The organism is Streptomyces sp. enrichment culture (assembly GCF_964273255.1).
In the GTDB taxonomy this organism is placed as follows: Bacteria; Actinomycetota; Actinomycetes; order Streptomycetales; family Streptomycetaceae; genus Streptomyces.
The window spans coordinates 4,078,692-4,097,692 of sequence record NZ_OZ186835.1 but is presented as its reverse complement, the minus strand read 5'-3'; the positions used below and the strand labels follow the sequence as shown (position 1 = coordinate 4,097,692).

Annotated in this window: 16 protein-coding genes; 9 read left to right on the top strand and 7 right to left on the bottom strand. The window is 75.6% G+C overall.

The window, feature by feature from the left end:
• Positions 1-207 precede the first annotated feature (207 nt).
• Positions 208-1,068 (bottom strand): LLM class F420-dependent oxidoreductase, encoded by an 861-nt coding sequence (locus ACSU53_RS17775; protein ID WP_437028914.1) that lies wholly within the window; start codon positions 1,066-1,068, stop codon positions 208-210.
• 205 nt (positions 1,069-1,273) lie between these two features.
• Here ACSU53_RS17775 and ACSU53_RS17770 point away from each other — a divergent pair, with 205 nt between their 5' ends.
• The 3 genes from ACSU53_RS17770 to ACSU53_RS17760 all read left to right on the top strand — a co-directional run bounded on the left by ACSU53_RS17770 (position 1,274) and on the right by ACSU53_RS17760 (position 5,352).
• Entirely contained in the window at positions 1,274-1,666 is a 393-nt protein-coding gene (locus ACSU53_RS17770; protein WP_437028912.1) for a nitroreductase/quinone reductase family protein, read from the top strand.
• A 322-nt stretch (positions 1,667-1,988) separates the two neighbouring features.
• Complete coding sequence (locus ACSU53_RS17765; RefSeq protein WP_437028910.1) at positions 1,989-4,946, top strand: AfsR/SARP family transcriptional regulator; 2,958 nt, start codon at positions 1,989-1,991, stop codon at positions 4,944-4,946.
• 220 nt (positions 4,947-5,166) lie between these two features.
• Positions 5,167-5,352 carry a hypothetical protein gene (locus ACSU53_RS17760; RefSeq protein ID WP_437028908.1) on the top strand — a complete coding sequence of 62 codons (186 nt, stop codon included), beginning with the start codon at positions 5,167-5,169 and terminating at the stop codon, positions 5,350-5,352.
• Between the two features lie 392 nt (positions 5,353-5,744).
• Here ACSU53_RS17760 and ACSU53_RS17755 read toward each other — a convergent pair whose 3' ends face one another.
• The 3 genes from ACSU53_RS17755 to ACSU53_RS17745 form a co-directional block, all read right to left on the bottom strand.
• Positions 5,745-6,269 (bottom strand): hypothetical protein, encoded by a 525-nt coding sequence (locus tag ACSU53_RS17755; RefSeq protein WP_437028906.1) that lies wholly within the window; start codon positions 6,267-6,269, stop codon positions 5,745-5,747.
• A 179-nt stretch (positions 6,270-6,448) separates the two neighbouring features.
• Entirely contained in the window at positions 6,449-8,821 is a 2,373-nt protein-coding gene (locus ACSU53_RS17750) for an outer membrane protein assembly factor BamB family protein (protein WP_437028905.1), read from the bottom strand.
• Positions 8,822-9,068: 247 nt separating this feature from the next.
• Positions 9,069-9,809 carry a VOC family protein gene (locus tag ACSU53_RS17745; RefSeq protein WP_437028903.1) on the bottom strand — a complete coding sequence of 247 codons (741 nt, stop codon included), beginning with the start codon at positions 9,807-9,809 and terminating at the stop codon, positions 9,069-9,071.
• 134 nt (positions 9,810-9,943) lie between these two features.
• On the opposite strand from ACSU53_RS17745, the gene ACSU53_RS17740 reads away from it, so the two are divergent.
• A complete protein-coding gene (locus ACSU53_RS17740; RefSeq protein WP_437033249.1) occupies positions 9,944-10,579 on the top strand; it encodes a TetR family transcriptional regulator in 636 nt (211 codons plus the stop codon).
• Positions 10,580-10,963: 384 nt separating this feature from the next.
• Here the strand turns inward: ACSU53_RS17740 and ACSU53_RS17735 are convergent, their stop codons facing one another.
• A complete protein-coding gene (locus tag ACSU53_RS17735) occupies positions 10,964-11,416 on the bottom strand; it encodes an Lrp/AsnC family transcriptional regulator (RefSeq protein WP_437028901.1) in 453 nt (150 codons plus the stop codon).
• 82 nt (positions 11,417-11,498) lie between these two features.
• On the opposite strand from ACSU53_RS17735, the gene ACSU53_RS17730 reads away from it, so the two are divergent.
• From ACSU53_RS17730 to ACSU53_RS17720, 3 genes are all read left to right on the top strand, one after another.
• Positions 11,499-12,125, top strand: coding sequence for a LysE family translocator (locus tag ACSU53_RS17730; protein WP_437028899.1), 627 nt, complete (start codon positions 11,499-11,501; stop codon positions 12,123-12,125).
• Positions 12,126-12,284: 159 nt separating this feature from the next.
• Positions 12,285-12,713 (top strand): pyridoxamine 5'-phosphate oxidase family protein, encoded by a 429-nt coding sequence (locus ACSU53_RS17725; RefSeq protein ID WP_437028897.1) that lies wholly within the window; start codon positions 12,285-12,287, stop codon positions 12,711-12,713.
• A gap of 89 nt (positions 12,714-12,802) precedes the next feature.
• The gene (locus ACSU53_RS17720; RefSeq protein ID WP_437028895.1) at positions 12,803-13,582 is read left to right on the top strand and encodes a pyridoxine/pyridoxamine 5'-phosphate oxidase; all 780 of its coding nucleotides are present in this window, start codon (positions 12,803-12,805) and stop codon (positions 13,580-13,582) included.
• 43 nt (positions 13,583-13,625) lie between these two features.
• On the opposite strand, the gene ACSU53_RS17715 is transcribed toward ACSU53_RS17720, so the two are convergent.
• Positions 13,626-14,537, bottom strand: coding sequence for a GNAT family N-acetyltransferase (locus ACSU53_RS17715; protein WP_437028893.1), 912 nt, complete (start codon positions 14,535-14,537; stop codon positions 13,626-13,628).
• Positions 14,538-14,812: 275 nt separating this feature from the next.
• Here ACSU53_RS17715 and ACSU53_RS17710 point away from each other — a divergent pair, with 275 nt between their 5' ends.
• Positions 14,813-16,030, top strand: a complete 1,218-nt coding sequence (locus ACSU53_RS17710) for a flavin-containing monooxygenase (protein WP_437028891.1) — start codon at positions 14,813-14,815, stop codon at positions 16,028-16,030.
• 65 nt (positions 16,031-16,095) lie between these two features.
• On the opposite strand, the gene ACSU53_RS17705 is transcribed toward ACSU53_RS17710, so the two are convergent.
• Positions 16,096-17,472, bottom strand: coding sequence for an MFS transporter (locus ACSU53_RS17705; RefSeq protein ID WP_437028889.1), 1,377 nt, complete (start codon positions 17,470-17,472; stop codon positions 16,096-16,098).
• Between the two features lie 71 nt (positions 17,473-17,543).
• Here ACSU53_RS17705 and ACSU53_RS17700 point away from each other — a divergent pair, with 71 nt between their 5' ends.
• Complete coding sequence (locus tag ACSU53_RS17700; protein ID WP_437028887.1) at positions 17,544-18,722, top strand: GlxA family transcriptional regulator; 1,179 nt, start codon at positions 17,544-17,546, stop codon at positions 18,720-18,722.
• Positions 18,723-19,001 lie beyond the last annotated feature (279 nt).

Sequence of the window (19,001 nt, the reverse complement as noted above, 5' to 3'; positions counted from 1 at the left end):
CCGGTGCGCACGGCGGGCGGGCGTCCGCCGGCCCTGCGCGGCACGGCCGGGACCGGCGGGCGTCCGCCGGTCCTCTGCGGCCTCCGTCCTCCGGTCCCGCGTGGCCTCCGCCCTCCGGTCCCGTTCGGCAGCCGTGCTCCGGTCCCGCGCGGCCTCCGTCCTCCGGCCCCGTGCGGCAGCCGCCCGTCGGCCGCTCCGGGCAGTCCGTCACCCGGCGTTCCCGTCGACGAACGGCTGGACGGCGTCCAGGGCCCGCAGCACCTCCGTCTCGCCCTCGGGCGGCAGCTGCACCACGGCCTCCTCGATGCCCAGCTCGGCGTAGTGCGCCAGCTTGCCCGGGGTCGGGTGGACGGCGTAGGGCACCACCTGGAGGGCGTCCGGGTCACGTCCCGTGTCGGCCCAGACCGTCCGCAGGGCGGGCAGCGACTCGGACAGGCCGCGTCCGCCGATCGGCAGCCAGCCGTCGGCGTACTCGCAGATGTGCGCGAACAGCTTCGGTCCCGCGCCGCCGCCGATCAGGGTGCGCGGCCCCACCACCGGTCCGCGCGGCTTCTGCACCGGCTTGGGGTGCGCGAAGCTCGCCCGGACGCTGGCGAACTCGCCCTCGTACGACGTCGGTTCCTCGGACCACAGGGAGCGCATCAGGCCCATCCGGTCGCGTACCAGCTCGCGCCGGGTGCGCCAGTCGACGCCGTGGTCGGCGGCCTCCTCCACGTTCCAGCCGAAGCCCACGCCGAGCGTGAACCGGCCGCCGGAGAGGTGGTCCAGGGTGGCGATCTGCTTGGCCAGGTCGATCGGGTCGTGCTGGGCGGCCAGCGTGATGCCCGTGCCGACGCCCAGCCGCTCGGTGACGGCCGCCGCCTGGCCGAGCGCGACGAAGGGGTCGAGGGTGCGGCCGTACTCCCGGGGCAGCTCACCGCCCGCCGGGTAGGGGGTGGTCCGCTCGACGGGGATGTGGGTGTGCTCGGGCAGGTACAGTCCGGCGAATCCGCGCTGTTCCAGCTCGCGGGCGAGCCGGACGGGGCTGATCGTCTCGTCGGTGAGGAAGATCGTGACGGCGATGCGCATGGGCGGCCTTTCGTACGCGGACGACGCCTCATGCATACCGGGGACCCGTCCGACTGTCCATACCGACCGGTCGGACAGGCCCGTGCGGAGCCACCGCCCCTCGGCGGCGTCCGCGCGCGGCGGGGACCCGACGGCCGTCCGTGCGGGTGGCGGGATTCCGCCTCTTGGCGCCGGTGGACCGCGGACCGTCGGTAGCCTCGCCGGGATGACACTCCCAGCCGTCCGCAAGTACCGCATCGCCACTGCCTTCCAGCGCCGGATCAACCCCGTCCTGCGCCGGATGCCGTTCCAGACGCTCCTGGAGACCACCGGCCGGGTCTCCGGGCTCCCCCGCACCACACCGGTGGGCGGCCGGCGCACCGGGGACGCGTTCTGGCTGGTCTCGGAGTTCGGCGAGCGGTCCCAGTACGTGCGCAACATCAAGGCCGACCCCCGGGTGCGGGTACGGCTGCGGGGCCGCTGGTACACCGGCACCGCCGTGCTGCTGCCCGACGACGACCCCGTGGCCCGGCTGCGCCGCCTGCCCCGCCTCAACGGCGTCGCCGTGCGGGCGTTCGGTGCGGAGCTGCTGACGGTGCGGGTGGATCTCGACGACTGAACCGGGCGGCCGGCCGGCGGGGGGGGCCCCGCCCGGGAGCCGTGGCGCCCGCGGACCCGGACACCCGCCCGGAAGACCGCCCGGGAACCCCGGACAACCGCCCGGACGGCACGGCGATCCGTGTCCGACGCTCCGTCAACTGGGGTCCCGGCGCGGCCGGAAGGGCGGCCGCAGTGACACCACGGCCCGACAGCACGCAGAAAGCTGTAAAGACCTTGTGAACCAGGACGCGCCGCCGTGTGATCGGCGTCTCCCACGGCTGACGCATCCGCCGTGTGCAAGGCAGACTGGCGTGGTTGCTCAGTGACAATGGGGGGACTGCATGGACGGTGTGCCGCGAGTGCCGGAGCAGCGGCGGCCCGGCTCCCCGGCGGAGCCCGCGGCGCTGCGCTTCTGCGTGCTCGGCCCGGTGCGCGCCCGGCGCGGTACGGAGCCCGTCGCGACCGGATCGCCGCAGCAACGCGCCCTGCTGGCCGCCCTGTTGCTGCGCGAGGGCCGCACCGCCACGGCGGCCGAGCTGATCGACGCGCTGTGGGGCGAGGAACCGCCCTCCCAGGCGCTGGCGGCGCTGCGCACCTACGCCTCGCGGCTGCGCAAGGTCCTGGACCCGGGGGTCCTGCTGAGCGAGTCCGGCGGGTACGCGGTGCGTCTGCCCTCCGACGGCGCGCTGGACCTCGTCGTCGCGCAGGAGCTGGCCGCCGACGCGGAGAAGGCGCGGGCCGCCGGTGACCTGTGCGCGGCGCGCGCGGCCCTGGACCGGGCCCTGGAACTGTGGGACGGCGAGGCCCTGGCCGGGGTGCCGGGCCCCTACGCCGAGGCCCAGCGGGTCCGGCTGGAGGAGTGGCGGCTGCAACTTCTCGAAACGCGGCTGGACATGGACCTGGAGCAGGGCTGCCACGCGGAGGCCGTCTCCGAGCTGACCGCGCTGACCGCCGCCCACCCCCTGCGCGAACGGCTGCGCGAGCTGCTGATGCTGGCGCTGTACCGCAGCGGGCGCCAGGCGGAGGCACTGGCCGTGTACGCCGACACCCGGCGGCTGCTCGCCGACGAACTGGGCGTCGACCCGCGGCCGGGCCTGCAGGACCTGCAGCAGCGCATCCTGCGCGCGGACCCGCACCTCGCGGAGCCGTCCTCCCCGGCGCCCGAACCGACGGCTCCGGCCCCGGTGCGGCCGGCCCAGCTCCCGGCCACGGTGCCCGACTTCACCGGGCGCGCGTCCTTCGTGCGCGAACTCGGCGAGACCCTCGCCTCGGCCGAGGGGCGGGTGATGGCGGTCTCCGCGCTGGCCGGGATCGGGGGCGTCGGCAAGACGACCCTCGCCGTGCACGTCGCCCACCGGGCCCGGGCCGCCTTCCCGGACGGCCAGCTCTACGTCGATCTGCAGGGGGCGGGCGCGCGGGCCGCGGAGCCGGAGACCGTCCTCGGCTCGTTCCTGCGCGCCCTGGGCACCCCCGACTCGGCGGTCCCGGACTCCTTGGAGGACCGGGCGGCGCTGTACCGCTCGGTGCTGGACGGGCGCCGGGTGCTGGTGCTGCTGGACAACGCGCGCGACGCCGCCCAGGTGCGTCCGCTGCTGCCGGGCACGGAGGGCTGTGCGGCCCTGGTCACCTCCCGGGTGCGGATGGTGGACCTGGCCGGGGCCCACCTGGTGGACCTGGACGTGATGTCGCCGGACGAGGCGCTGACCCTGTTCACCCGGATCGTCGGCGAGGAGCGGGTGGCCTCCGAGCGGGAGGCCGCGCTGGACGTGGTGGCCGCCTGCGGTTTCCTGCCGCTGGCCATCCGGATCGCGGCCTCCCGGCTGGCGGCCCGCCGCACCTGGACCGTGTCGGTGCTGGCCGCCAAGCTGGCCGACGAGCGCCGCCGGCTGGACGAGCTGCAGGCGGGCGACCTGGCCGTGAAGGCGACCTTCGAGCTGGGCTACGGCCAGCTGGAGCCCGCCCAGGCCCGCGCGTTCCGCCTGCTGGGCCTGGCCGACGGTCCCGACCTGTCGCTGGCGGCCGCGGCGGCGGTGCTGGACCTCCCGGCGGACGACACGGAGGACCTGCTGGAGTCCCTGGTGGACACCTCCCTGCTGGAGTCGGCGGCACCGGGCCGCTACCGCTTCCACGATCTGGTCCGGCTCTACGCGCGTGCCTGCGCGGAGCGCGACGAGCTGCCGCCGAGCGAACGGGAGGGCGCGCTGTCCCGCCTGCTCGACTTCACGCTGGCGACGACGGCGGGGGTGTACGCGGCCGAGCGTCCGGGCGACCGGCTGGTGGACCACCTCGCGCCGACCGCCCACCCGGGGCTGACGTTCCCGGACCGCGAACGGGCCCGGGACTGGCTGTACACGGAGGCGAACTGCCTGCTGGCGCTGGCCCGTCAGTCGGCGTCCCGCCCGGACACGCTCGACCGGGCGGTCGACCTGCTGTGGGCCGCGCTCGACATCTCGGAGTCGGGGGCCAACCCGCGCGAGTACGCGGCGACCGCCGAGGTGCTGCTGGAGGCGGCGCACCGGTTCGGCGGGCCCCGGGTGCGGGCGCGGGCCCTGATGACGCTGGCCCACGCGCATGTGGACGGTGGCCGGTTCGACCGGGCCGACGAGGAGGCCGGGCACGTGATCCGGCTGGCCCAGGAGGCCGACGACCTGCTCGCGGCGTCCTGGGCACGCAACGCGCGCGGCATCATCGCCCTGTACCAGGGCCGCAACGAGGACGGCGAGGAGCACCTCTCGTACGCCATCGAGCACTTCCGCACGCTGGGCGACCGCCCCGGTGAGGCCAGCGCCCTGTGCAACCTCTCCCGGATCCATCTCGCCACCGGCCGCATCGGCAGCGCGGTCGCCCTGGCCGAGCAGGGCATCGCGATCTACGACGCGATGGGCAACTCCATGCGGGGCGCGAACGGGCGGTACGCCCTGGGCATGGCGCTCACCCGCAGCGGCGGCCTCGACGAGGCGGCGGACCGGCTCGTCGAGGCCCTCGACGTGTTCCGGGAGAGCCGGCAGCGGCTGTGGGAGGGCATGACCCTGTTCCGGCTGGCCGAGGTGGACATCGCGGCGCGGCGCTTCGGCCAGGCCGCCAGCAACGCGGAGCTGGCCCTGACGGTGCTGCGCGGCATCGGCGGGGAGTGGCGCCGCGGCAACGTGCTCACCGTGCTGGGGCACGCTCTGACGGGCGCCGGCCAGACCGGCCGCGCCGAGGTGTGCTGGCGGGACGCCCTGCGCATCTACGAGGAGCTGGGGGCGTCCGAGGCGGCCACGGTGCGCGAACTCCTGGACCGTGTACCGGCCGTGTGACAAAGCGGCTCGCCGTTCATCATTCGTTTATCGCCCGGCGCCATGCTGGGTTCCGGTCGATCCGGCGCGTCGGGGGGCAGGCGGGTCGACCGGAGAGGGGCCGCACGCCTCCTGGGGAAGGGGCGGCGGCCCGGTGGGCCCGCCCGGGCGTCCTCGGGGGAATGCCCGGACGGGCCCTCACCGACCACCGCACGACACACTGACGCAAGGGGAGCACCGCATGAGCGACGAGCAGGACATCAAGCCGCAGGACATGCACGCCACCGGGGGGACCGAGCCGGAGCCCGTGGCCGGTGACAAGCCCGGCGAGGGCCAGGCCGGCAAGGAGGACATGCACGCCACCTCCGAGCCCCTGGAGACCAAGGACATGCACGCCACGTCGGAGCCGTTCAAGCCGACCCGGTAGCCACCTCCGCACGGGGTCGGGCCGCGGCGGCGCGGAGGGGGGCCGCCGCGGCTCGCTGCCGTGCCCGGGGAACGCGGGAGGGGTGGCCGGTCCACGTGGACCGGCCACCCCTCCCGCGTTCCCCGGCACCCGTCCGCCCGCCTCGCGTGCGGGGATCGGTGGGGCCGGTGACGGCGCACGGCGGCCGCGTCCGTGGGGAGACGCAGCGGAGACGCCCTCGTCGCGAAGCCACCGCCGACGCGAACGGCGTCGCGCGGCCCGCGCGGCCCGGCGTCCACCGGGCGCCCCGGCGGATCGCCGTACGGTCCGGCCCCCCGGCGCCCCCGCGCGAAGGCGTTCCGGACCCGGTGGTCCGGAACGCCTTCCCGTACGAAGTGCCGTGGCGCCGCGGCTCAGCGGGTGGCCGGCGCCGCCGTGGGGTCGAGGTCGCACCCGGCGACGCGCTTCGCGCGCCGGGGAGCGGCGTCGATATAGACCTTCACGGTGACGCTGTCCTCGCCGGGCACGGCGACATCCTGTTCCACGGTGGTGATGCCGGTGCCGTCGCGCTCCTGGAAGGTGAGGCGGACGGTGAAGGTGCCGTGGTCGAGGTTGGGGTTGGTGACCCGGACGTTCGCGTGCCGGACCTTCTTCGACGCGCAGCTCAGCAGTTCCGTGTCGGCGCTGATCAGGGACGCCGAGTTGTCGCTTCCGCTGCTGCTGGTACCGCTGGAGCCGGAACCGGTGCCCGTGTCGGAGCCGTAGTCGTAGTCGTCGTCGTCATCGTCGTCGTAGTCGCGGTGGTGGCTGCCGCCGGACGTCGAGGAGGAGTCGTGGTTCTGCGAGGAACTGCTGCAGCCTCCCCCGCCGCCGTCGCCACCGCCCCGGCCACGTCCCGTCGAGAAGCCCGTCAGGGCGAGGACGACCAGGACGGACACGGCGGTGAGTCTGAGTGTGTTCCCCCGAAAACGCATGTCCCGCACCCTACTGACACAGTGTCACGAGCATGTCACCGGCCCTCGACCGTCCCGTCATCGGGCTCCGCGCCCGAGGCGAGGCGCGGCCCGCACGCGCCGGGCGGGCGGGCGGGGACCGGTCGTGCCCGCCCGGCGGGGCGTCACGTCGTCCGGGCCGTGCCGGTGCCCTTCTCCGCGTCCAGCGCGTACACGCAGCGGTCCTTGCTGCAGGCGTACACCACGCCGTCCCGCACCACCGGGGAGCCGGTGATCTCGCCGCCGGTGGCCAGCTTCCACCGCAGCCGGCCGTCGTCGGCCTTGAGCGTGTACAGGAGGTGGTCGGTGGACCCGAAGTGGATGCGCCCCTCCGCCACCGCCGGGGCGCCCACGATGTCCCCGCCCGACTGGAAGCGCCACTTGGGCGTCCCGGTGACGGCGTCCAGGGTGTAGAGGCCCTTGCCGCTGCCGACGTGGACGTGTCCGGCGGCGACCAGGACCGGCTCGACGGAGGTGCGGGCCTCGGTGGCGATGCGCCAGCGGTCGCGGCCGTCGGTGGCGTCGAGGGCGTAGACCGTGCCGAGGTAGTCGGCGAGGTAGACGCCGCCGCCCGTGACCGCCGGCCCGGGGACGAACGCGGGCGGGCACAGGAAGACCGCCGGGGCCTCGAAGTGCCAGCGCACGTGACCGCCCGCGACGTCCAGGGCGAGCACCCGGGTCCCGGCGGAGACGTAGACGTAGCCGTCGGGGGCCTGCGTGACGCGGACCGGGACGCCGCCGCAGGAGGCCGCGTCACCGATCGGGTAGGACCAGCGCTCCTCGCCGGTGCGGGCGTCGAGGGCGCGCAGGCGGGCGTCCTGCCAGACGTAGACCGTGCCGTCGTGCAGGGCGGGGCCCGCCTCCGGCGTCTCGAAGTCGGTCTGGCAGCCGGTGATCTCCCACAGCTTCTGCCCGGTGGACGCCTCCCAGCCCTGCGCCCCGCCGCCCCGGGTGCCGGTGACGACGGTGCCGTGCCCGGCCCGCAGCGAGTACACCCAGGCGTCGGTGGACAGCCGCCACAGGTCGCCGCCCTCGCGGGAGTCCAGGGCGAACAGGGTGGGGCCGTCGGAGGCGTGGATGCGGCCGTCGGCGACCGCCATGGACCAGGCGACGTCCCGGGTCTTGAAGCGGCGCCGGCCGGTGGCGACGTCCAGGGCGTGCACCTCGAAGGAGGTGACGTAGACCAGGTCGCCGTCGACGGACGGGGTGCCCCACACGTCGTTGGACATCCGGAACCGCCACGGCCGCCAGCCGCTGGGCTGCTCCGGAGCCGCCGGGGCGGGCGGCACGGCGGGGTCGGCGCCGTTGACGCCGGGGCGCGGCTTGGCCCAGGACGCGGCGAGGGCGGCCTCGGGCGGGGGCGCCGTCACGGCGGCGGCCCGCATGTCGGCGACCCTCGGGCCGGGGCCGATGGGCACGGCCGCGCCCGCCAGGCGCACCGGTCCCGTGCCGGCTGCGGCCTGCGCCCCCACCGGCGCGGGCCGGGACGGGGGCGGCGGCGGGACGACCGGGTCGTGCGGCGGCGGGGGCGGGGGCGGCGGCACGGGCGGCCGGGAACCGCCGGCGCTGCGCCCGGTGCCGTGGGCGGGCCGGGGGGACCGGCGGCCGCCGCGGCGGGACTCGATGAGGTGGACCGCCCGCTCGGGCAGCCAGGCGGACGCCGTCCCGCTGTCGTCGGAGCCCGAGCCGAACAGGTGCGGGGCGAGCTGTGCCTGGAGGTCGGCGGGGTTGGGGCGGGCGGTGGCGTCCATCTGCATGCAGGACTCGATCAGCGGGCGCAGCTCGTCCGGCAGGCCATCGAGGTCGGGGCCCTCGCGCAGCAGCATGAAGACGGTCTCGACCGGGTTGGCGCCGTGGTAGGGCGGGTGCCCGGTGGCGGCGAAGACCAGCATGGAGCCGAGCGAGAACACGTCGCTCGCGCCGGTGACGCTGCGGGAGTCCTTGGCCTGCTCGGGCGACATGTAGGCGGGGGTGCCGACGGCGACGTTCGTCATCGTCAGACGGGTGTTCGAAACACCGGACGCGATGCCGAAGTCGATCACCCGCGGGCCGTCCTCGACGACGAGGACGTTGGACGGCTTGAGGTCGCGGTGGACGAGGCCGGCGCCGTGGATCGACTGCAGCGCCTCGGCCACGCCGGCCGCCAGCCAGCGCACCGCCTGGGCCGGCAGCGGCCCGCACTCGTTCACTATCTCCTCGAGGGAGGGCGCGGGGACGTAGGCGGTGGCCAGCCATGGCACGGCGGCCCGGGGATCGGCGTCCACCACGGCCGCGGTGTAGAAGCCGGAGACCGCGCGGGCCGCCTCCACCTCGCGCGTGAAGCGGACCCGGAACAGCTGGTCCTCGGCCAGCTCGGTCCGGACCGTCTTGATCGCCACCCGCCGCCCGGACGCCGAGCGTGCGAGGTAGACCAGTCCCATGCCACCGGCACCCAGCCGTCCCAGCACCTCGAACGGCCCGATACGCCGCGGATCGTGCTGCGTCAGCTGATCCACCACTTGCCTGCCACCTCCCCGTACGAGTCGCGCCACCGCCTGTGCACGCGACCGAAGTGCAGCGTCTCACCACCGCACCGCCGCGGCGGCACGCCCCCCGATTCTTCCTGTCCGGCGCGCAGGTTGCGAACCCGGGGACAAAGGGGATGTCCAGGTATTTTCCCGACAGGGTGCGACACGGGCGGCCCGTCGGACGGAACACCGGACGGAACGCCGGGCGGGACGCCGGGCGGGACGCCGGGCCGGCGGCTCAGCGGCGCAGCAGCGCGAAGGACGCCCCCTGATTGTCGGTGACGACGGCCGCCGTGCCGTAGGACGTCTCGAAGGGCGGGACCTGGACGCGTCCGCCGAGCCGGGTCACCTCCGCCATCGTGGCGGCCGGGTCCTCGGCGGCGAAGTGCACCAGGAAGTGGGGCGGCATCTCGGCGGGGAAGACGTCGGAGACCGGGGCGCGGCCGAAGTCGGGCTCGGCGCCCGGTCCGAACAGGGCGTCGTGGAAGAGGTCGCCGTAGAAGTCGTTGGCCGCCTCGGTGTCCCGTGTGTACAGCTGCACCCATGCGAAGGTGCCCGGCGTGTGCCGGCGGCCGAAGCCGCGGAGCCCGTCCGGCTGCCACAGGCCGAACACCGCGCCCTCGGGGTCGGTGACGAGCGCGGCGGTCCCCAGTCCGTCGACCGGCAGCGGGGCGGAGACGATCTGCCCGCCCGCCGCGCGGATGCGCCGGCAGAGCGCCTCGGCGTCCGGGGTGGAGAAGGACACCGTCCACACGGTGGGGAGCCGGCCGTCGGCCTTCCGTCCGAGGGAGGCGACGGGCTCCCCGTCCTTCAGCGCCCGTACCCGGCCCCCGGGACGCTCCTCGAAGGTCCACCCGAAGAGGTCGCCGTAGAACCGCGTGCCCGCCGCCACGTCCGGCAGTTGCACGTCGGCCCAGCACGGCGCGCCCTCCGCGCACTCCGGTGCCCCTGTGTGACGCGATGCACTGTTTTCGGCCATGCCGCCAACGTAACCACGTCGCCCGCACCCCGCAGACCAGGCACACCACGGTCCTGGAACCCCCGCACCCCATTTGCAGTCGGCCGAATCGCGCTCCCATCGCCCCTCGGTAAGCTGACGACATGACAGGACAAGTGCGTACCGTGGACGGCCGCGTGGCCGGACGGCGTGGGCAGGCGACCCGGCAGAAGCTGCTCGACTGTCTCGGCGAGATGCTCAGCTCCTCCCCCTACCGGGACGTCAAAGTCATCGATGTCGCCAGGAAGGCCGGGACCTCTCCGGCCACCTTCTACCAGTATTTTCCGGACGTCGAGGGCGCGGTTCTGGAGATCGCCGACCGGACGGCCGCCGAGGGCGCCGAACTGGCCGGACTGCTGGAGGGCCGCTCCTGGGCCGGCAAGGCCGGCTGGCAGACGGCACAGGAACTCGTCGACGGCTTCCTGGACTTCTGGCGGCGCAACGACGCCATCCTGCGGGTCGTCGACCTCGGGGCGGCCGAGGGCGACAAGCGCTTCTACAAGCTCCGGATGAAGGTCCTCAACTCCGTGAACAGCTCCCTGGCGGACGCGGTCGCCGAGTTGCAGGCCAAGGGGCGGATCGACAAGGACGTGAACCCGGCGGCGATCGCGGGCTCCCTGGTCACCATGCTCGCGGCGGTCGCCTCGCACCAGAAGGGGTTCACCTCCTGGGGCGTGAAGCAGGCGGAGCTCAAGCCGAATCTGGCGATGCTGGTGCACCTCGGCGTCACCGGCAGGAAGCCGACCCGGTAGGCCGCGGAGCCCTCGCGGCCTCCCCTCTTCTCTGCGCATTCTCTTCGCAGCATCTCCGCAAGTCCTGTCCGGCAGGCGGCGGTTCACCCCGGTGGACCGCCGCCTGTCCCGTTCCCGGGCCGGCGCGACGGCGCTCCCGCGGGGCGCGGGCGGGGACCGGCGCCCGGCCACGAGAGCGGGGCGGAACGGTCCGGTCGGGGGTAACCGGACCCGGACCGGCCCGGGAGCCGTCCCGTCCCGGCCGCCGTCCCGGTCGCCCCGGCAGTCCCGGCAGCCGCCCCCGTCGCCCCGGCAGTCCCGGCAGCCCCGGTCGCCTCGGCCGCCCCGGTCGCCCCGGCCGTCGGGGATCCTGCCGCCCGTGGTGCGGAGGTGCGGGGGTGCGGGTCAGGCGGGCAGGGGGCGGTCCTTCACGAGGTGCTTCATCACCAGCGTGGACGTCAGCCGCTGCACGCCCGGCAGGGTGGCCAGCCGCTCGTCGTAGAGCCGCTGGTAGGCGGACAGGTCGGCGGCGACCACCCGCAGCAGGTAGTCCGGCTCCCCGAACAGCCGCTGGGCCTCCAGCACCTCGGCCACCTCGCTCACCGCCTGTTCGAACTCCCGGACCGTCTCCCGGTCCTCCTGCCGCATGGACACGAAGACCAGCGCCTCGAAGGTGAGCCCCACGGCCGCCGGATCGACCACCGCCCGGTACCCGCTGATCGCCCCCGACCGCTCCAGCTCCCGCAGCCGCCGGTGACAGGGCGAGACACTCAGCCGCACCCGCGCCGCCAGCTCGGTCACGGTCAGCCGCCCGTCCTGCTGGAGCTCCGCAAGAATCTTCCGGTCCATGTCGTCCATGAGGGAAACCTTGCCCCAACATGCCCCGGAAGCGGAAAAATACGGGAACACATTCGGCCGGAATCCTCCTAATCTCGCCTCCATGGACACCGGGACCCTCCTCTCCTTCCTCGCCCTCGACCTGATGCTGGTGTGCGTCCCGGGCGCCGACTGGGCGTACGCGATCTCGGCGGGGCTGCGCGGACGGTCGGTGGCGGCCGCGGTCGGCGGTCTGGTCGCCGGGTACGCCCTGCACACCGTGCTGGCGGCGGCCGGGCTGGCGGTCCTCGTCGCCGGCTCCCCGGTGCTGCTCACGGTGCTGACCGTGGCGGGGGCGGCCTATCTGGTGTGGCTGGGCTGGAGCGTGCTGCGCCGGCCGGGCACGCCGGGCGCGGGTGCGGGCGCCCCCGACGAGAGCGGTGTCCGCGCCTTCCGCCAGGGGGCCGTGATCAGCGGCCTCAACCCCAAGGGCCTGCTGCTCTACCTCTCCGTGCTGCCCCAGTTCCTGGTCACCGGGGCCGACGCCCACCTGCCGGTGGCGGCGCAGACCGTGGTCCTGGGGCTGGCGCACATGGCGTGCTGTGCGGCCGTCTACCTCGCGGTCGGCGCCGGGGCGCGAGCCGTCCTGGGCGCCCGTCCGGCGGCGGCCCGGGCGGTGGTGCGCACCTCGGGCGCCGCGATGCTCGGCATCGGCGCCCTGCTCCTGGTGCAGCGGCTGGCCGTGCTCTGACGGGGGCCGCACGGGGCCGGCCGGGCACGGGAGCTTTCGGCCATCCGGGGGACGGGCGGAACACGGGGGTGCGCGGACCTCGTTGTGCTGCACGCGAGCGCACGGCACGCCCGCCGCCCGCGTGAACGGTCCGACGCATCCCGTCCTCCGGAGGAACCCATGGCCGCTTTGAGCCGCGAAGAGCGTGAGCAGTTCCTGGCCGAGCCCCGTGTCGCCGCCCTCTCCGTCGCCGGAGAGGCCGGGCGGGCCCCGCTGACCGTGCCGATCTGGTACCAGTACGCGCCCGGCGGGGACGCCTGGATCCTGACCGGACTGCACAGCCGCAAGAACCGGCTGATCGGTGCGGCCGGCCGGTTCTCCCTCATGGTCGACCGCCTCGTACCCACCATCCGCTACGTCTCCGTCGAGGGTCCCGTCCTCGACACCGTCCCCGCCACCGTCGAGCGCCTCCGGGAGATCTCCGCGCGGTACCTCCCGGCCGAGAAGATCGACGGCTACGTCGACTTCGCCTGGAAGAACCACGGCGAGCAGGTCATCGTCCGCATGCGCCCGGAGCGCTGGGTGTCCTCGGACCTCGGCTCGCTCTGATCCGTCCCGGGGCGCCGGGCGGCCCGGTGCCGTGCCGGGCCGGGCCCGGGTCCGGCCCCGGTCCGGCGGCCCGCGACCGACAATGGGGCATGACCGACGATCCGTACGAGCTGCACGAGCTGCACGAGCTGCTGAGGTCCCTGCGGGTGTGGGACCCGGAGGTCACCGAGCTCCCCCCGCTGGACCCGGACACCGTCCCGGACGAGCCGTTGCCGCTGTTCACGCGCTGGCTCGCCGAGGTGGCGGCGGCCGGGCAGCGCGAACCGCACACCCCGGCCCTGGCCACCGCCGACGAGGCGGGACGCCCGGACGCCCGGGTGGTGATGCTGCACGGCGCGGACGCCGGCGGCTGGTCCTTCGCCACCCACGCCCACAGCCGCAAGGGCGCCCAGCTGGCCGCCCGCCCGTATGCCGCCCTGGTCTTCCACTGGCCGGTCCTGGGGCGCCAGGTCCGGGTGCGCGGCCCCGTCGAGGCGGCCCCGCCGGAGGAGGCGCGGGCCGATCTGCGGGTGCGCTCCACCGGTGCGCTGGCCGCCGCCCTCACCGGTCGGCAGAGCGAGGTGCTGGACTCGGTGCAGGAGCTGGCCCGGGCCTCGGAGGCGGCCTGGGAACGGGCCGCCTCCGAACCGGACGCCCCCGTGCCGTCCTGGACGCTGTACCGGCTGCGCGCGGAGGAGGTGGAGTTCTTCCAGGGCGACGCCCGCCGCCGCCACGTCCGCCTGCGCTACCGGCGAGCTGCGGCAGCGGACGGCGGGGACGGCAGAGGCGACGGGGACGGCGGGGGCGGCGACGGCGCGGGTCCCGGGCGCGGGCACGGTGGCGCGGACCGCACGGCGGAGCCGTGGATCCGCGAGCTGCTCTGGCCGTGATCCGCACCCCCTTCCGCCGTGGGCCGCTCCCCCGCCCGGGCCGCTACGCCCCGGCGCGTTCGGTGGTGTCCGGCGCGGGGGCCCCGAAGTCGTACACCGTGAAGTCGGCGACCGGGCGGTAACCGAGGCGCTGGTAGAGGCCGTTGCTGGTGGGGTTGGCCAGGTCGGTGAAGAGCAGGACCTCCTCGGCGCCCCGAGCCGCCGCCGCCCGGCTCACCTCCGCCGTGGACGCACCGGCGTAACCGCGTCCGCGCAGCTCCGGGGGCGTGTACACACCGACCACCCGGGACTGCCCGGCCACGATCGGGGAGCGGCAGGCCATGGCGACCGGGGTGCCGTCCGGGACCTCCCAGAGGACGACCTCGCCGGCCGCGGCACGGGTGTCCGCCCAGCCGTCCGGGTCCTGCGGCGGGGTCTGGCCCACCGCCGCGCAGAAGTCGCGGTACCAGGCGGCCAGTTGCTCGTGGTCCGCCGGGCCCGCGGTCCGGGACCGGCCGGGAGGCGCCGGGCTGGGCACGGTCAGCTCACCCAGCCGGTACAAGCGCTGACGCTCGTGCACGGTGGCGCAGGCGCCCGTCCGGCGGCACCAGGCGTCGGCGAAGGCGGCGGCCGTGCCCTGCTCGGCCTGCACGCCGGGCAACGCCCGTCCGAGGCCGGCGAGCCGGGCGGCCAGGGTGTCCGCCTCACGCTCCGTCAGCCGGGTGAGCTGCAGCCGGTGCGGTGGCGTGCGCAGGAAGGCGGCCGTGACGCTCCCGTCGCGTGCCAGGACGCCGAACTCGGGGGTGCCGTCACCGTAGGTGTGCGGCCCGTGCGTGCGCAGCGTCCGGGTGATGGTGAGCAGCAGCGTGTGCAGGGCGGCATGCGAGCGGAGGAACGATCCGGCCCGCGTGAGGAAGGCATCGGTGTCCTCGGGGAAGCGCCAACGGGCGGTGTCCGTGGTGTCGTCGGTGTCCATGCCCCATGGTGCCGACCGGCCCCGTTCCGGCGCCTCTTCTTTTCCTCCGGGGCCCGGCGCCCCCTCCGGGCGGCGGGCGGGGTGCTGCCGGGGCCGGTGGCCGGGCGGGCGGGACGGGCGGGCGGACGGGCGCCGGGCGCCGGGCGCCGGGCGCCGGGGGAGGCGACCCGGCGGCCGGAGGCGCACCGCGTCCCGCGTGCAGGTGTGATCGATCCGCAACCAATTCCCGTCTTGACCGATACCCATCAAGCAGGTGCCCGCCTACGCTCGCGTTCATGGCCGACTCCGACTCCACCAGCTCCGCCAGATCCGCCCCGTCCACGGCTCCGCAGCCCGCCGACCGCCCCGTCTACGTGATCGGGGGCGGCCCGGGCGGACTCGCCGCCGCCCAGGCGCTGCGCGCCCGGGGGATACGCGCCGTCGTCCTGGAGCGGTCCGAGGCGGTGGGCGCGTCGTGGCGCCGGCACTACGACCGGCTGCACCTGCACACCACCCGGCGCATGTCCGCCCTGCCGGGCCTGCCGATGCCGCGCCGGTTCGGCCGCTGGGTGTCCCGCGACGACGTGGTGCGGTACCTGGAGAAGTACGCCGAGCACCACCGCCTGGAGATCGTCACCGGGGTCGAGGTCGACCGCGTCGAGCGCACCGCCGACGGCACCGGCTGGCTGCTGCGCGCCACCGGCGGCCGGGAACTGACCGGTGCCGCGGTGGTCGTCGCCACCGGCTACAACCACACGCCCCGGGTGCCGGACTGGCCCGGCCGCGCGTCGTACACGGGCGAGTTCCTGCACGCCCACGCCTACCGCAACCCGGCTCCCTTCGCGGGCCGGGACGTGCTGGTCGCGGGCATCGGCAACACGGGGGCGGAGATCGCCGTCGACCTGGTGGAGGGCGGTGCCGCGCGAGTACGCCTGTCCGTGCGCACGGTGCCGCACATCGTGCGCCGCTCGACGGCGGGCTGGCCCGCGCAGTACTCGGGCGTGCTGGTGCGGCGGCTGCCGGTCGGGCTGGTCGACCGGCTATGCCGGGCGCAGGCCCGTCTGGCCCTGCCGGACCTGTCGGCGCACGGGCTCCCCCGTCCGGACACCGGCCTCTACAGCCGGGTGCTGGAGGGCGCGATCCCCGTGCAGGACGTGGGCCTGATCGACGCGGTCCGCACGGGCCGGGTGGAGATCGTGGCCGCGGTGGAGGGCTTCGAGGAGGGCGCGGTGCTGCTCGCCGACGGCACCCGCGTCGAGCCCGACGCGGTCGTCGCCGCCACCGGTTACGTCCGCGCCCTGGAGGGTCTCGTCGGCCACCTGGGCGTGCTCGACGACCGCGGCAGGCCGGTGGCGCACGGCGGCCGCTCCCCCGCCGGCGCACCCGGTCTGTACTTCACCGGCTTCACCAACCCCATCAGCGGCAACCTGCGCGAGATGGCCCTCGACGCGGAGCGCATCGCGCGGGCGGTCCTGCGCCGCGGCGCCCCGGGGGTGTCCCGCCTGCCGGCCTGACGGGCCGCGGCGGCCGGCGACCGCCCGGCCCGCGCTCGGCGGGCTCCCCCGGGAGGGGGCCCGCCCTACGGCGTCGCGGCCGCCCCCACGGGCGGGGCCGGGCTGCGGCGGATCACCAGGGCCATCAGCGCCGCCGCCGCGCACAGGGCTCCCGAGGCGTACCAGACCACGTCGTAGGAGCCGAACACGTCCCGCGCGACGCCGCCGAGGAAGGCGACCACGGCCGCGCCGACCTGGTGCGAGGCGAGCACCCAGCCGAAGACGATCGCGCTGTCGTCCCCGTAGTGCTCGCGGCACAGGGCGAGGGTGGGCGGGACGGTGGCGACCCAGTCGAGGCCGTAGAAGACGATGAAGAAGACCATCGGGGGCTGCACCGTGGGGGCCAGCAGCATCGGCAGGAACAGCAGGGAGACGCCGCGCAGCGCGTAGTAGACGGCGAGCAGGCGGCGCGCCTCGAAGCGGTCGGTGAACCAGCCGGAGGCCACCGTGCCGACCACGTCGAAGACCCCGATGACGGCGAGCAGGGAGGCGGCCGCCGTGATGGGCATGCCGTGGTCGTGGGAGGCCGGCACGAAGTGGGTCTGGATCAGGCCGTTGGTCGACGCCCCGCAGATCGCGAAGGTGCCCGCGAGCAGCCAGAAGGGGCCGGTGCGGGCCGCCCGGAACAGCACCGTGACCGCGCGCCGCGCGGCCCCGGGCACCGGCGCCGGCTTCGGCACGAACTCCTTCGCCCCGTAGGGCTTCAGCCCGACGTCCGCCGGGTGGTCGCGCAGCAGCAGCCAGACGAACGGCACGACCGCGAGGGCGGCGAGCGCCGTCGTGACGGCCGCCGGACGCCAGTCGTGCGTGGCGACGATCCAGGACAGCACCGGCAGGAAGATCAGTTGTCCGGAGGCGGACGCGGCCGTGAGGATGCCGGTGACCAGGCCCCGCCGCTCGGTGAACCAGCGGTTGGTGACCGTCGCCGCGAAGGCCAGCGCCATGGAGCCGGAGCCGAGTCCCACCAACAGGCCCCAGCACAGCATCAGTTGCCAGGCGGCCGTCATCCACACCGTCAGGCCCGAGCCGAGCGCGATGACGGTCAGCGCCCCGGCCACGACCCGGCGGATGCCGTAGCGGTCCATCAGCGCCGCCGCGAAGGGGGCGGTGAGGCCGTAGAGCGCGAGGTTCACCGACACAGCCGCGCCGATGGTGCCGCGGGACCAGCCGAACTCCTCGTGGAGCGGGTCGATGAACAGGCCCGGGACGGACCGGAAGGCCGCCGCGCCGATGATCGTCACGAAGGTCACGGCGGCGACGAACCAGGCCCGGTGGACGCGCCGTCCCGCGCCTCCTCCCCAGCCCCGGCCACCGCCGGGCCGTCGACTGCCGGTGGCCGCCTGCGGGTCCTGGTGCGGTCCGGAGCGCCGGCCGGCGGCGGCCGTCTCACTGGTGTAGGTCACGTCGAAGAGCTTCGGTGACCGGCCGCGCGCCAACGAGTGGCCCGAAGGCCAGCCTTCGCTAGGATCGGGCCATGCATCCGGCCGCACCCCCTCCCGCACCCGACGGCTTCCGCCCGCACCGGGTCGTCGTCCTCGCGCTCGACGGCCTGCTGCCCTTCGAGACGGGCATCCCGCACCGCATCTTCGGTGGCCCGCGGGACGCCCGGGGGCGGCGGCTGTACGAGGTCGTCACCTGCTCCGTCCGGCCGCCGGGACCGGTCGAGACCGACGCCGACTTCACCCTGCACGTCGCCCACGGGCCCGAGGCCCTCGCCACCGCCGACACGGTGATCGTCCCGGCCTCCTACGAGCTGGGCCCGGTGTACGAGCGCGGCGAGCTGACGCCGGAACTGGCGGCGGCGCTCGCCCTGGTGCGGCCGGGCACGCGCATCGCGTCCATCTGCACCGGGGTCTACGTCCTCGCCGCCGCCGGGCGCCTCGACGGCCGGCCGGCCACCACCCACTGGGCGGACGCCGAGCGCCTGCAGCGCCTCTTCCCCCGGGTCCGGGTCGACCCGGACGTGCTGTTCATCGACGACGGCGACATCCTGACCTCGGCGGGCGTCGCGGCCGGCATCGACCTCTGCCTGCACATGGTGCGCCGCGACCACGGCGCCGCCGTCGCCAACGACGTGGCCCGCCGTACCGTCGTGCCGCCGCACCGCGACGGCGGGCAGGCGCAGTACATCGACCGGCCGGTCCCGGATCCCCAGCAGGCGTCCACCACGCGGGCCCGCGCGTGGGCGCTGGAGCGGCTGCACGAGCCGATCCAGCTGCGGGACCTGGCGGCGCGGGAGTCGATGTCGGTGCGCACCTTCACCCGCCGCTTCCGGGAGGAGACCGGGGTGAGTCCGGGCCAGTGGCTGACCCGGCAGCGGGTGGAGCGGGCGCGGCACCTGCTGGAGACGACCGACCGGTCCGTGGACCAGGTGGCCCACGACTGCGGTTTCGGCACGGCGCAGTCGATGCGGCAGCACCTCCAGGCGGCCCTCGGGGTGACCCCGACCGCCTACCGGAGCACGTTCCGCACCGGCACCGACCGGGGCGAGGACCCCGGTGCGCAGCGCCCGCCCGCGGAGCGGTCCGCGCCGGCGCCCGCCCCGGCCGCCGCGCCCGCGGAACGGTCCACGGCCGCCGCCGGCACCGTCCCCGAGCCCGGTTCCGGCCCCGGCCGTGGCCCTGCGCCGGTGACCGCCGCCGTCGGCTCCTGAAGCGCCGCGCAGGGCCGGGGGCCGACACAGGGCCCGCTGTCAGCGGCGGAAGGTCCGGAACGTTGTCCACAGCCTGTGGAGGAACCCGGCCGCTCCGGGCAGCGGTCGCACCGTAGCCCTCGGGGGCCCTGCGCGGCCGGGGCGACGACGTCGGCGGCGGTGCGGCGCCGGCCGCCCGGACACGGCCTTCCCGCACCGCCGTTCCGACTCGGCGCTCCCGTCCGGGTTCCCCCCGGGAGCCGCCCCGCCCGGCAGGTCCGGTGGGCCGCTCCCGCCCGG